Below are 13,835 nucleotides of genomic sequence, written 5' to 3' on the forward strand. Positions count from 1 at the left end.
TTCTTGCATTACCACCAGAAAAGAATTTGGTGGTCTGTTGGCAAGTAAGGAATAAAATCTTATGCTCGTGCAAAACAGTTTATCAGAAGTTCTTCGGGCCAGAGAAGAATTGTTTTCCAGGACAAAATGGAACGATCCCACATCGCAGTTACAAAACCGCGTAAAGGGAGAAGACTTATCTCGTTATTTTATCCTAACCGAATCCGAACAAATGGGGATTCAAAACACCATTCGTTTGTTAGTATCAACAACTCCCTATTATCTCTCTCTTTCTGATCCGAGTGATCCTAACTGTCCCATCCGGCGAATGATTGTTCCCACCGCGGATGAGGCAATTTTTTCGATGGAAGAAAGTCCAGATCCTTTGGAAGAAGAGCGACTAAGCCCTGTTCGGGGACTGACCCATATGTATCCGAACCGCGTGTTACTTTTTTCCAACCATTCCTGCAGTGTGTATTGTCGTCATTGTATGAGGGGAAGAAAGGTCTCTTCCAATGAGGAGAGGATGGAAAAAGGGGATTTGGAAAATGCCTTTTTGTACATTCGGAATCATCCAGAAATCGAAGACGTTGTGATCAGTGGTGGGGATCCATTAAACTTGGGCGACCAAAGATTAGAATGGATTTTACAAGAACTGAATGCGATCCCTCATGTGAAAATCTGCCGGTTGGGAACAAGAAACCCTGTGACTTTGCCCTTTCGGATCACAGAAGCCGTTTGTAAGATCATCGAACATTACAATGATGAAAAACTATCTATCTTTTGCCATACCCAATTCAACCATCCCAGGGAATGTACAAAAGAAGCAAAGGATGCCATCTTACGGCTTTTAAAAGCAGGTGTCTCTGTGGGAAACCAAGCAGTCCTTCTCAAAGGGATCAATGATGACGAAGAAACCATGCTCACTCTTCATAAAAAATTACTCGAGATGAGAGTTCGTGCTTATTATCTTTATGATCCCGAACTCATCCCTGGATCGAGAGGATTTCGTACTCCACTGGCACGAGGGATCGAAATTGTAGAATACATGCGTGGTAAAATTGGTGGAATGGGAATCCCCCATTTTGTAAACGACCTTCCTGGTGGGGGAGGAAAAATCACAATTGGTGCGAATTGGTATTTGGGATATTATCCCAAAACAAGACAACATGCCTTCCGTTCTGCTGTGACTAAAAAAATTCATTTTTCTTTTGAACCTGTTGGTTCCGATCGGGAATCCTATTATCCCGTTTTATCGGATCTGGATTGGGAGAAATTACAAACCCAATGAAAACGGTTTTACTTGCTTGTGATATTTACAATCCAACAACTCCCAAACTTTCGCAGGAGTGGGAATCGGAAGAATCCATCACGTATATGGAAAAAACCATTCAGTCTTTAGGATATGATGTTGTGGTCCTTTCAGATGCAACGGAAATTACTTCTACTCTTTCCGGGATCGCAAAATCAAAACGAAACGAATGGATCGTTTGGAATTTCATTGAAGGCTATCATTCCAGCTCTAGAGAAGCCTACATACCAGCGTTATGCGAATATTTGGCAATCCCTCATACTGGAAGTGCCGCTTCCGTCCAAACCTTAACACTCGATAAATACAAAACCAAACTCTACTTAGAATCATTGGGAATCCAAACAACGAAGTCCCAACTCATCAAATCACGTGCTGATCTTCCTAACCTCAATTTTCCTTTGTTTTTAAAACCAAATGGGGAGGGTTCCAGTTTAGGAATCTCGGAAGACAATATCATTTCTTCCCTAGCAGATTGGAACACCCAAGTATCGAAGCAATTGGACGAGTATTCAGAAATCATTGCCGAACCCTATCTTTCGGGACGGGAGTTAACTGTTGCTGTAATTGGGAATCGGGGAAGTTACGAGGTTTTACCCATTGCCTATGTCGACACACCGAGTGGGTTATACCATGAAGGGATCAAATCGAAATCGGAATTTCTCGAATCCTTGGATTTCAATGTTTCTGAATCATTACAAACAATCTTAAACAAAACTTCATACCAAATCGCAAGTGCCCTGGGTTCTTCTGGATACATTCGCATTGATTATAAATTAGAAAACGAATCTGTTTATCTTTTAGAAGTGAATGCAACTCCTGGGTTTTCGCATATCTATTCCACCTTGCCATTGTTATGGGAAAAAACGGGAAAATCGTATGCGGAATTACTAAAAGTTTGTTTGGAACTGGGTTTTGAAGAATATTCGTCTCACAAACGATTCCAATATGGAAAGGATCAATTATGAAAAATTTCATTCATCAATTAAAATTCGATGTAGAATCTCATTCTGTTTTGAAATCCAAATGGTTACTAGACAGAAGGGAAACCTTAAGTTTTGAAGATTTACTTTTGTGGCTTAGCCAAGAATACTTTGTCTCCATTGGGTTTGTGGATTGGTTTTTACTAGTAGCTACCAAAACAAGAGACCAAAAAGCAAAAATTGTCCTTGTGGAAAATATATGGGAAGAGTTAGGCGAAGGAAAGATTGCCGATACTCATGTTTCCATCCTAACCGAATTTTTAAACCAATTGAAATTTGATTTTTCTACCCACCAAATTTTACCAGAAACAGAAAACTATTTGGATAAAATGAAATCAGTGATTGATTTAGGTTTTTACTATGGACTTGGAGCTCTTGGTCCTGCAAACGAATACCTTTTGAAATTGGAATATTCTCAAATTGCAAATGCCTATCAAAAACTAAAAAAAGAGTTTGGTTTACCAGAAGGAAAGTTTTTTCAGGTAAACTTGGATGCGGATGAAGGGCATAGCAAACGTATGTTTGATTTGATAGAAGAAGTGTCACTTACCGAAACTGCAAAAGAGCAGGTGATAGAAGGGAACCGATTGGCCTTAGAAGCTAGGAAAGATTTTTATTTGGGTCTCTCGAGATTGGACGAAATCAAACGGGGTCCAATTTCGAACGGAATCGTTTGAGAATCATAAAAGTAAACATCCCAAAGATAGGAACGAAAGGCAAATATAAGATCCAACCGAAATATCTGTAATTCCGTAAGTTCCAAACAAGGACTCTGAGTCCAAAAAAACCAGGATACCGTTTCCCATTTTGAATGATTTGTACTTCCCCTTGGCAACGTTCGGTAGTGAGCTCTGGATGAAATTTTTGCAGAGCTCCTTCTGAGAGATCATGATACGAAATCATTTTGATTGGTTTTATCGACTTCTTTTGTAAACCGTTCGCGATTCGGGTGCAAAACGAACAGTTCCCATCATAAATTAAAAGGGTTGGATTTGGTTCGTTCATCCTTTCTTTGATGCAAAGTCTTCCGGTTGGGATTGTAAAAGAGTGATGATGCCTGGGATCAAAGAGCGGTTTACTCCAAGCCAATAATAATACCAAGATTCATCTTTTACAATTCCTTGAGCAATAGACATATACCATTTGTTGATGGTATTATCTGGTTTACTCCGCCAAAAGAGAGGACTACAATGTTCTAATATTTGGTCCCAAATATCACGACCAACACCAGCACCACGTGCGACACCATTCACTGCAAATTTGGAAAGTAGGTAACCAAACTCTGTTTTTTGCATCCATGCACAGGCACGATAGGAATCTTCTAAAAACAAAACATCAAATTTGGTTTGGAAAAAACTTGGTTTTAATGGTTTTCCAAAGGATTCTTCTATCAAATGAAACACTCGTTTCATATCTACATCATCTGTTGATTCGTATTTATGAATTCTGTTTTTTCGTTTTACAAGAGTTCCACTTCCTTTTACGGTAAATAACTCAGTTAAGAGAGTGAAAGGGGATGTGAGAACAATACTAAATTTTGGATCCTCAATTTTGGAAACAAGGGCTTCTGAAAGTTGTACAAATTCCTTTTGGCTTTCTGTGATGGACATCTCACTTGCAATGGAAAACTGATGTTCCATTTGTAAAATTGATTTCACCTTGCCAGTGTTAGGATCTTTGAGTGGCCCATCAATGGAAACATAAATGATTTTTGAGGAATGAAGAATGGAACGGCAACGGTCAAGTACTGATTCCAATTTTTCGGTTTCATCATTCCAAAGTAAGATGGGAATTTTTTTCTTTGTTATTGCCGCTTTGACTGATTCTTTGAGAGGTTTTTCTCTTTGTATGATTTCATAGGAAAATCCCAATGATTTTTCATCCAATGGGTTTGGGTTCAATTGTTCGAGAGGGAAAAATACTTTGAGGTATTGGAAACTGTCTTCCTCTAAGACCACAAATGGATACAAATCCAATTGGTAGAGGAGTTTGAGATCAGAAAATAAAGCCTCAGAACTTTCAAAGATGGTTTCAGAATCCGCATAGAGGATGGCAAAGGATTCAGGTGATAAGGATTGGAATTCTTTTAAGAAAAGTAATCCATCTCTTGGATCCCTTGTGATTTCAAAAACACGACTTAAAATGTCCTTTGATTTCATTTCCCCCCTCTAAGTTCATAATCTACAATTTTTGCTTTTAGATTGGCATGTTTTAAGCTGATGTGTTTGTTTTCTTTTAAACCAAATTTTCCGAGTAAAGAAAAGTCAGCACATAATACAGTAAACTTCCAACCACCAAATTCGTTTTTCAAAACTCGACCAAACTGAAAGTACATCTCTCTGAGATCTTCCATTGGTTTCCCAATGCGATCTCCGTATGGTGGATTTGTGACCAAATGACCTTTGGGACCAAAACTATTTTTGAGTGTTAAACAATTTCCTACTTCAAAATGGACAAAGTCTTCCACACCTGCTTCGTAGGCATTTTCTTTGGCAATCCGAATGGCTTCCACATCGATATCATATCCAAAAAGATGAGGTTTAGAAGGTTTTTCTTTTTTACGTTCCGAAAATACATAGGTAGGAAATAAGATTTGAAACACAGGTGATTCCGCGAAGAGAAACCTGTTGATTTCTCCATAGAGTCGTTCCCTAAGAGCTGCCTCAATGAGAACAGTCCCAGATCCACACATGGGATCCACAAGGGTTTCTCCTTCCTTCCAATCTGACATCTCAAGCATTGCTTGAGCGATCGGTTCCCTCACTGGGGCACTTCCTGCGTGAAGCCTGTACCCACGTCTTCCTACTGGATCACCAGATAACGATAGTTCGATGCTAAATCGATCTGTATGTGACCTGACGACTATGGTAATATCTGCCATTCGTTTTTCAATTTCAGGAAGAGGGACTTTTTTTGCACGAAGTCGATCTAAGATGGCATCCTTCATGCGATGCATTGTAAATTCAGAGTTTTTTAATTTGTCTTTGGTTTCGGCATCAATGCGAAAACTCACATTGGGTCCTATGTATTTTTCCCAAGGTAACTCTGTTGCCTTTGTATAAAATTCTTCATAGGTTTCTGCATTATCGTGGATGAGTTGTAAATTCACACGAGAGGCAAATTTGGTATGGATGGCAAATTGGATGACATCCTCTTTTTTTCCTGAAAAAAACACACCACCACGATTGGTGCTATCGATTTTAAGGTGAAAGGATTGGATCTCTTGTTCCAAAAGCGGAGAAAGTCCTTCTCCGCATATGGCATGATACGTGGGATGAGTTGGTTTTATTCCGAATCTCCTAATTTTTGAGCCAAATAGTTTTGTAAGCCAATGGACTCGATAAGGGCTACTTGAGTTTCAATCCAATCGATGTGTTCTTCTTCGGAAACAAGGATTTTTTCCAATAATTCCCGAGTTCCGTTGTCTTTTGCTGCCACACAGACATCAATCCCACGGTTCAAACGTTCTACAGCATTGTATTCCAATTGTAGATCATGTTGCAACATTTCTGGAACGGTTTGCCCTACATTGATTTTCATGTATTTTTGTAAGTCAGGGATTCCATCATAATACAAAATGCGTTCCATGATTTCGTCTGCATGTTTCATCTCTTCGATGGACTCTTTTCGGAGGTAGTCTGCCAGATCCAGATATCCCCAATTTTTACAAAGTTTTGCATGAATGAAATACTGATTGATGGCTGTGAGTTCTGCGGAGAGAACTTCTGCTAGGATGTCGATTACTTCTTTTTTTCCCTTCATATGGGTATCCTCAAAAATCTCGGTTCAATTGGAAAGATAATTGGTTTTCATGGAATAGGCAAGCGGAAACTATATTCGAATGAAGAAAGTTTACATTCACAATCCAGCATTGAGTGTATTTGGTAAACACAAAGGATCACAACTCGATTTGTCCTTTGCCACCGCAAAACAATCTGTACATGAGTTTCAATCTCACAAAATTCAATTCATCATCTATGCTAGTTTTTCTCCAGATTCTTATACCAAGGAATACCACCTTTCGGCAAAAATCGCAGCCAAATTAGGTTTGAAGGAAGTTTATTCCATACGCATGGAAACAGCTTCGTCTTCGGGAGCCGCTGCCTTTCAATTGGGAGTGAATTTAATTCTCAGTGGAAGATTTGAACATGGTCTTGTGATTGCAACAGAGCTCATGTCTCAATTGAATCGAGAAGACAGCAATTTATTGTTAGGTTCTGTCCTTTCGGATGCGCAACGAAAACTGGGAATGTCGATGGCGCAAGGGGGAGCCATGATCACCAATCGTTACTTACATGAGTATGGTTACAAAGAAGAAGACCTATTTGCCATCGCCAAAAAACTCCATGACAATGGATTACAAAACCCAAAGGCTCATATCAAAAAAAATCTTACTTGGGAAGAATACAAAAACCAACCCAAAATCACAAGCCCACTTGGTCTCTATGATATCTCACCACTTTCCGATGGATCGGCAGCTCTTATCCTTTCTAAAGATCCGAGTTCCATTGCCATCCGTGGGATGGGTTCTGGACTATCTCCCTTTCTTGTCGGGGCAGAACCAAGTTTTTTAGCCAATCGCATTGCCTTTGCCAAAGCGTATGAAGAAGCAGGTGTTGGACCAAATGACATCCATTTTGCGGAATTACATGATGCCTTTACACCATTTGAACTCGTCGGTGCAGAAGATGCAGGTTTTTTCAAACGAGGTGAGGCACTATTCCAAGTCAAAGCGGGGCTCACTCACCCCAAGGGAAAATTGCCAATCAATGCTTCTGGGGGACTCAAATCTAGGGGTCATCCCGTAGGTGCTTCCGGCCTAGCACAAATTGTCGAACTTTGCCAGTTCTTTTCTGAATGGCCTGAAAAGCGGTTGGCAATAGCGCAAAGTATAGGTGGACTAGCTACAAACAACTTTGTTTCCATATTAGAAAGAGTCTGATGCCTGAAAAAATACTCATCATCCAAACTGCCTTCCTAGGAGATTTGATCCTATCCACTTCTTTTTTCCATGCAGTCAAAATGGAACACAAAGAAAGTGAAATCCATGTGGTTGTGAACCTAGGAACGGAATCTGTTTTGGACAATAATCCCGATATAACACAGATTTGGTGTTTGGACAAAAAGAAGATCAAAAAAAATCCTTTTGCCTTTTTCCAGTTCATACAAAAATTAAGAAAAGAAAAGTTTGATAAGGTGTATTCCCCTCATTTTTCTTACCGATCTAGTTTATTGTCTTTTTTTACGAAGGCAAAAATTCGCATCGGTTACAAAGAATCTGGATTTTCTTTTTTACATACCAAACTAGTCTCTAGACCAAAACAAGGCCCACACGAAGTCGAAAAGTTATTTGCTCTATTATTTGAACCTTATGATTATCCCACGGGTAGGGAACGAAGGCCTTATCTGTTTCCGAGTGCGGAAGAAGAAGCAAGTTATCTCACTAAAAAAAATAAACTCATCAAAAATGATTCTGGTTATATCTTAATTGCACCTTCGTCTTTGTGGGAAACCAAACGAATGCCGGAAGAAAAATTTGTCAGTGTGATCACTCAAATTTTACGTAAAAAAGAAGAAACAATCATTCTCATTGGTAGTAAAGCGGATCAGGCAATCGAGGAACATATCTTTCGATTGATGAAAACAGAACCGCTGGAATTAAAACAGAGAGAACGTTTGTTATCTCTCATTGGAAAAACCAGTTTAAAAGAACTTATGGTTTGGATCCAAAATGCGAAGGCGATCATTTCTAATGACTCAAGTCCCATTCATTTTGCTTCCGCTTTTAATACTCCCACGGTGATGGTGTATGGCGCCACCATACCTGCCTTTGGTTATGGAAGTTTATCAGATAAACATAAAATCCTGGAAGTGAATGGACTTGGTTGTAGGCCTTGTGGAATTCACGGAGGAAGAGTTTGTCCCGAAGCTCATTTTCGATGTATGTTAGATCAAAATCCTGTTCGTATCTTTGAAGCCCTTGAGGAGGTGATGAAACCATGAAACAACCGACCTTAAAAACAAATGAATTTGATTCCAATCTCTATCGCAAACGAATCCAAAAGATCCAAAAAAAACTAAAATCTGGAGAAATCCTGATTGTGTTTGCAGCGAATCATAAAATCAGAAACCGCGATGTAGAATATAAATTTAGGCAAAATTCCGATTTCTATTACCTCACAGGAATCAAAGAAGAAGATTCGATTTTCATTCTGACTTCTGTTGCAGCAGGTATGTTTTGTTTGCCAAAAGACAAAGAAAAAGAGATTTGGACTGGCATTCGATTGGGAAAAGACCAAATCAAATCAATGTTAGGTTTGGATTTTACGTATGACTTAAGCGATTGGGACAAACAAAAATCAGCAATTTTACTAGGAAATCATACTTTGTATTATTTTTTCGGTGAAAATCCTGATCGGGACAGAGAACTATTAACGGAATGTAAAACTTTATCAGAACGTGCAAGAGAAGGAAAGTTTGGTCCACATCGAATCGAACATCCTTATTTTTTACATGAAGAAAGACTTACGAAATCCAAAGAAGAAATCCAAATTTTAAAAAATGCAGCCGAAATTACGAAGTTTGGCCATATGCGGATCATGCGAGAAAGTAAACCTGGCATGTACGAATATGAATTGGAAGCCCTTTTGGAACAAGAATATCTTAAGTATGGTTCCATTGGTGGTGGATATGGACATATTGTTGCCTCTGGAAAAAATGCCTGTATCCTACATTACGTAAATAACGACGAGAAGCTACTAGATGGAGATTTGGTGTTAGTGGATTCCGGTGCTGAATGGAATTATTATACGGCAGATGTGACAAGGGTTTTTCCTGTAGGAAAACGCTTTTCTGAACCTCAGAAAACAGTCTATGAAGTGGTTTTGTATGCGCAAAAAAATGCCATCCGCCAATCAGTAGTGAGTGTTCCTTTTAACGAAGTTCATGAAAAAACAGTTCGATTCCTTGCGGACTGTTTACGAGAGATGGGTTTTTTAAAGGGAAGCCTGGATGAAATTTTAGAAAAAGAAACCTATAAAAAGTTTTATATGCATCGAACAGGTCATTACCTCGGGATGGATGTACATGATGTAGGTCGTTATTATTTAGATGGAAAATCTAGGCCTCTAAAAGATGGGCAAGTGGTAACCGTTGAACCTGGGTTATACTTTGATCCAACCGATGAATCTATTCCGAAAGAATTTAGAGGGATTGGGATACGAATCGAAGATGATATTCTCATCAATGGAAAAGATCCTATCAATTTAACAGAATTCATTCCCAAAGAAATTTCGGAAATTGAAGCCTTAAAACTCTAACAGGATCATTTACAACATGGCAAGAGAACTTCCCAGCCGGTTTCGTTCCGTGCGTTATTTTGATCGGATCAGTTCCGAAATTGCTGACATCGTACGGATCGAAATGGAAAAATTGGGATACCCAGGTCTCACCACATCTCATTTCGAAATTTTAACGTTTTTAATCCGTACATCCAATCCCATCAATATGACTCAAATTGCCAAAACCATTGAAAAAACAAAACCAACTTGTACGGTACTTGTAAATCGATTGGTGAAGGAGGGACTCGTTGATCGAAATCCATCTCCTAGCGATGGAAGAGAGTGGGCGATTTTACTTTCCAAAGAAGGGAAAAAGATTCGTAAAAAGATAGTTACGATTTCGGCGAAACTTCTTTCTTTACAAACCTGGGGAATCTCAAAAGAAAACGAGGATATTTTATATCCTATCCTCGATAAAATTTATAAACACATCAGAAAAGAAAAAGATGAGGAACCTCAATCTAAGACGTGAAAACGGGCCGTCTCACTTCTACAGAAGCTGAAATTCCTTCTTTTGCATCTGGAGATTGGATACTCGTGATTGTGTTTTTGATGTCTTCTTTCACAAGTGCAAGTAAGGGTTCATGAACTTTTAAAATTCCTTTTTTGGTATCCTTCATCGCTGAGTTAGAATTTTTCTTTAACTTTGTTTGTAAGGATTTTGATTTTTTCTTTAGATCTTCTTCCGATTCAACAATCTCTTCAAAAAGATTTGGCATCTCTTTTGCTTTAAACGCATCACCAAGTAAGACATGTCTTTTGGCGACGTCGTATCCTACAGCTTCCCCCATGAGTGCATAAACAAAGGATGGAACTTGGATTCCAATTTTCACTTCTGGGAGTCCAAAACGAATATCTGAAGTCGCATAACGGTAGTCACATACGAGAGCCAACATGGCTCCATATCCCAAGGCATGGCCTGAAATTTCTGCTATGGTGGGTATTGGAAGTTGGTAAAGCTCTGTTAAATTCAGGTAAAATAATTCCAAAAAAGCAGCTAAATCTTTTGCCATATCCATCGAACTGACGGTTGTCAAATCAAGGCCTAGGGAAAAAGAACCATTTGAGGAGCTCCTTAAAACCACAACTTTGGCATTGGATTCCTTTGCTGATTGAATCGCCTTTTTTAAGGCCAAAAAAGATTCATTGGAAAAACTGTTTTTGTCATTGATAGATAGGTTGATGACCCCAACACCATCATTTAGTTCGAAACTAATCATAAATCCCTCGGATTGGTTAGATATCTAACTAATAAAACTGTAGGTTTTCGTGACAAGAAAAAATTGATTTAATTTTCGGATAGGTAGGTGTGGATGACTTCTTTCATGACGGAAAGTCCGATAGGTAGGGCATCTTCGTCAAAATCAAAAAACGAACTATGGTGAGGGTGGATGAATCCTTTTTCCTCATTTCTAGAACCAATAAAGAAATAACAACCAGGCCGTTCCATTAAGAATGCGGAAAAATCTTCACCACCCATGGTCCTTGTATTTTCTTCTGTCAGGCAATCGTCGCCTAAAACCGTTTTTGCGGCTTTTCGAACTACGTCTGCCATCGCTTGGTCATTGATGGTTGGTTTATCAATTCGTTTGTATTCCAAATGGATTTTGGCTCCAAATCCGAGTCCAATTTGTTCCACTAATTGTTTCATTCGGAGTGGAATCATTTCGTACACTGATTTGGAATAGGTGCGAACCGTGCCATGTAAAACAGCAGTCTCTGGGATGACATTAAAAGCATTTCCAGAATGAAACGAGCCCACTGTGACTACACAAGGTTCTAATGGATCTACATTTCTTGAAACTAAGGTTTGTAAGGCGGTCACTAGATGACTGCCTACAAGGATGGGATCAACCGTATGTTGTGGCATGGCGCCATGGCCAGAAGTTCCTTGTACCGTGATTTTGAATTCGTCAACGGATGCCATCATGGTTCCGTTCACAACTCCCACTTTTCCTAAATCGATATGGTTCCAAACATGTAAAGCGAACACTGCATCCACTTGGTAACGATCCAAAATTCCAGATGCGATCATTCGATCTGCACCAGAACCACCTTCTTCCGCTGGTTGAAAACAGAGTAATACTCTGCCTTTTGGAACAAAATTGGATACATCCTTTTTTAAATCAGAAGATAACGCAAGTAAGATGCTCGTATGTCCATCATGACCACAGGCATGCATTTTGCCTTCATTACGGCTTTTATACACATGGGAATTTTCTTCATGGATGGGAAGTGCATCCATATCCGCGCGGACTAATATCGTTTTTCCAGGTTTCCCTGAGTCGTAAAGCGCCACAAGCCCAGTCTCTGCAATTCCATCTTCCACTTGGAAACCCAGTGTTTCCAAATGTCTTTTGGCAAACAAAGCAGTTTCCCTTTCTTCGTATTTGAGTTCTGGATTTTGATGAAAGGTTCGTCTGTAACGAACCATTTCTTCTTTGCGATGTGTGGGGAAGGATTTCATAATTTATCTGTTTCGAGTTTGGCGCGTTTTTCGACTTCTTCCAAGATGGAATAAAGATCTAATCCATATTTTTCAAAAAGAGAATTTTTCGCCAACTCATAACGAACTAAATTAATATTAAAATTGATTTTAGCTTGTGTGACTGCCAGTTCCGTATTGGCCAAACTATCCAAAGCATTTTTGACATTCACTGCTGTATATCGACCTTGTCTAAATCGTTCCATAAGACCGTTATAAAAAATCTCAGTTTCACGTTTGGTTTTCAAAAGATCTTTTAAGAGAGCATGACTTGCAAGAAGTGCCTCATAACGGATGTCAATTTCTTGTTCTATTTCCTGTTCTAAGTTTTGGATTTTAAGTTCGTTTACTTTTAAATTGGTTTCTGCGTCTCGAATGCCTGCTTTGATTCCCAAATCCCATAAAGGATAGGACATTTTTAACTCTGCATTGATTTGTGGGTAAAGAAAAGAAGTCACTCCACGTTGTCTTGCGATAAAATTTTCTTGTGGAGAAAGAAAATTTTGACCTATGGAACTATAAGAAACTGTAGCAAGTAGAGAAGGATCATCTTCGGCAAGTGCCGTCTTTAGCGCTAGTTTTGCGATTTCTCTTTCTCGTTTTAAGATTAAATAATCCGCTCGATGGTTTAACGCATATTCTTTGTCAGCTTTTAAATTGATGCCTGTTGGTAAGGTTTCACTTAAATCTGTGACACCTTCAATGGAGGAAGCTGTATCTACATTTAAAATTCGAATTAAATTACGTTCTGCTTCAATACGATCCACTTTTGCTTTTTCTAATAAAGATTGGGTTTTTAAATATGCTTGGTTCCATTGGTTTACTTCAAATCCTTCTGAAAGACCAAGTCCAGTTTTTCGTAAAGTGAGCCTTCGGATTTCTTCCGTGTTTTTAGAAACCTTTTCAAATGTGGCAATTCTAGAATCTACGATACTCAGTGACCAATAATCCACTAAGATCTTCACAACAAGTTGTGTGAGGATATTGATATAATTCTCCCGAACAAGTAATGTTTGGTTTTTTAATAATTTTGCTTTGTCTTCTTCTGTTCTACCAAATCCATATTTGAGAAGTTCCTGAGAAAGAGTCACAGACAATGCACCTGTATACATAGGTGGGGCAGCAAGCAAACTTGCAAATCCAGCGGTAGCTGGGTCAGGATTTTCAAACGCATTCACATCATAACGAACTGTGCTGATTTCTGTTTTGAAATAAGTTCCAGTTTTGAATTGTTTTTCGACACCTGCGGCAATTCGATCTTGAGACCGGATCGTTCCCGCAAAGATGTTGTTTCTGTTATTTGGAAATAATTGTTTGGCAGATTGAATACTTGCGAGTGCCTTCCAGGAATATTTGGACTCGTTTTTCCACTCAGGACTATCTGCTTTTACGATTTCCAATTTGGCATTTTGGACAATGGTATTATTTTCAATGACTTGTTCGATTGCTTGGGCAATGGAAAGTCTTAGTTTTTTCGGACCCGGACCTTGGAGTTTTTCCGGTAAAACATCACCGTTTTCCCACTGGGAAAGTTGCATCCTTTTTACATCATCGTCAAAATCTGATTCTGCTAAAATGGGGAAAGAAATAAGGCTCAAAGATATTAACCAGCTGGTCAACTTTCGAGAATTTGTGAATAAATATGGGGCAAAAAACGGATATGCTTTCAATGGAAACCTTTAAAACCCCTTACAGGAACAAGATGAAAAAATGAATCTTGTCAATCAACCGAAAATGTA

14 protein-coding genes are annotated in these 13,835 nt (G+C 39.0%); 7 read left to right on the top strand and 7 right to left on the bottom strand.

Annotation, left to right across the window (positions count from 1 at the left end):
* Positions 1-61 precede the first annotated feature (61 nt).
* The 3 genes from EHQ59_RS05145 to EHQ59_RS05155 are packed head-to-tail and all read left to right on the top strand — an operon-like array spanning position 62 to position 2,948.
* Positions 62-1,270 carry a KamA family radical SAM protein gene (locus tag EHQ59_RS05145; protein WP_135618110.1) on the top strand — a complete coding sequence of 403 codons (1,209 nt, stop codon included), beginning with the start codon at positions 62-64 and terminating at the stop codon, positions 1,268-1,270.
* Positions 1,267-2,256, top strand: a complete 990-nt coding sequence (locus EHQ59_RS05150) for a D-alanine--D-alanine ligase family protein (RefSeq protein WP_135618112.1) — start codon at positions 1,267-1,269, stop codon at positions 2,254-2,256. Before EHQ59_RS05145 ends, EHQ59_RS05150 begins: the two co-directional genes overlap by 4 nt.
* Positions 2,253-2,948 carry an iron-containing redox enzyme family protein gene (locus EHQ59_RS05155; protein WP_135618113.1) on the top strand — a complete coding sequence of 232 codons (696 nt, stop codon included), beginning with the start codon at positions 2,253-2,255 and terminating at the stop codon, positions 2,946-2,948. Before EHQ59_RS05150 ends, EHQ59_RS05155 begins: the two co-directional genes overlap by 4 nt.
* On the opposite strand, the gene EHQ59_RS05160 is transcribed toward EHQ59_RS05155, so the two are convergent.
* The 4 genes from EHQ59_RS05160 to bfr are packed head-to-tail and all read right to left on the bottom strand — an operon-like array spanning position 2,914 to position 6,033.
* Complete coding sequence (locus EHQ59_RS05160; protein WP_135618115.1) at positions 2,914-3,276, bottom strand: DCC1-like thiol-disulfide oxidoreductase family protein; 363 nt, start codon at positions 3,274-3,276, stop codon at positions 2,914-2,916. The genes EHQ59_RS05155 and EHQ59_RS05160 overlap by 35 nt on opposite strands.
* Positions 3,273-4,430 (bottom strand): acetylglutamate kinase, encoded by a 1,158-nt coding sequence (locus EHQ59_RS05165; protein WP_135618117.1) that lies wholly within the window; start codon positions 4,428-4,430, stop codon positions 3,273-3,275. The genes EHQ59_RS05160 and EHQ59_RS05165 overlap by 4 nt, the downstream gene beginning before the upstream one ends.
* Complete coding sequence (locus tag EHQ59_RS05170; protein WP_425270124.1) at positions 4,427-5,575, bottom strand: THUMP domain-containing class I SAM-dependent RNA methyltransferase; 1,149 nt, start codon at positions 5,573-5,575, stop codon at positions 4,427-4,429. The genes EHQ59_RS05165 and EHQ59_RS05170 overlap by 4 nt, the downstream gene beginning before the upstream one ends.
* On the bottom strand, positions 5,557-6,033 hold the full coding sequence (gene bfr, locus EHQ59_RS05175) for a bacterioferritin (protein WP_135618121.1): 477 nt from the start codon (positions 6,031-6,033) through the stop codon (positions 5,557-5,559). The genes EHQ59_RS05170 and bfr overlap by 19 nt, the downstream gene beginning before the upstream one ends.
* 79 nt (positions 6,034-6,112) lie before the next feature.
* Between bfr and EHQ59_RS05180 the strand changes: the two genes are divergently transcribed.
* The 4 genes from EHQ59_RS05180 to EHQ59_RS05195 are packed head-to-tail and all read left to right on the top strand — an operon-like array spanning position 6,113 to position 10,083.
* Positions 6,113-7,213: a thiolase family protein gene (locus EHQ59_RS05180; protein WP_135618122.1), complete on the top strand. Its 1,101-nt coding sequence runs from the start codon at positions 6,113-6,115 to the stop codon at positions 7,211-7,213.
* A complete protein-coding gene (gene waaF / locus EHQ59_RS05185; protein WP_135618123.1) occupies positions 7,213-8,274 on the top strand; it encodes a lipopolysaccharide heptosyltransferase II in 1,062 nt (353 codons plus the stop codon). The genes EHQ59_RS05180 and waaF overlap by 1 nt, the downstream gene beginning before the upstream one ends.
* The gene (locus EHQ59_RS05190; protein ID WP_135618124.1) at positions 8,271-9,590 is read left to right on the top strand and encodes an aminopeptidase P N-terminal domain-containing protein; all 1,320 of its coding nucleotides are present in this window, start codon (positions 8,271-8,273) and stop codon (positions 9,588-9,590) included. The genes waaF and EHQ59_RS05190 overlap by 4 nt, the downstream gene beginning before the upstream one ends.
* Before the next feature lie 16 nt (positions 9,591-9,606).
* Positions 9,607-10,083 (top strand): MarR family winged helix-turn-helix transcriptional regulator, encoded by a 477-nt coding sequence (locus tag EHQ59_RS05195; RefSeq protein WP_135618125.1) that lies wholly within the window; start codon positions 9,607-9,609, stop codon positions 10,081-10,083.
* Here EHQ59_RS05195 and EHQ59_RS05200 read toward each other — a convergent pair.
* From EHQ59_RS05200 to EHQ59_RS05210, 3 genes are all read right to left on the bottom strand, one after another.
* Positions 10,073-10,831 carry an enoyl-CoA hydratase/isomerase family protein gene (locus tag EHQ59_RS05200; RefSeq protein ID WP_135618127.1) on the bottom strand — a complete coding sequence of 253 codons (759 nt, stop codon included), beginning with the start codon at positions 10,829-10,831 and terminating at the stop codon, positions 10,073-10,075. The two genes, EHQ59_RS05195 and EHQ59_RS05200, sit on opposite strands and share 11 nt — an antisense overlap.
* A gap of 68 nt (positions 10,832-10,899) precedes the next feature.
* Positions 10,900-12,081 (bottom strand): M20 metallopeptidase family protein, encoded by a 1,182-nt coding sequence (locus EHQ59_RS05205; RefSeq protein WP_425270125.1) that lies wholly within the window; start codon positions 12,079-12,081, stop codon positions 10,900-10,902.
* Positions 12,075-13,634, bottom strand: a complete 1,560-nt coding sequence (locus tag EHQ59_RS05210; protein ID WP_135618473.1) for a TolC family protein — start codon at positions 13,632-13,634, stop codon at positions 12,075-12,077. Before EHQ59_RS05210 ends, EHQ59_RS05205 begins: the two co-directional genes overlap by 7 nt.
* Positions 13,635-13,835 lie beyond the last annotated feature (201 nt).

This window comes from Leptospira kemamanensis (genome assembly GCF_004769665.1).
Classification (GTDB): Bacteria; Spirochaetota; Leptospiria; order Leptospirales; family Leptospiraceae; genus Leptospira_A; species Leptospira_A kemamanensis.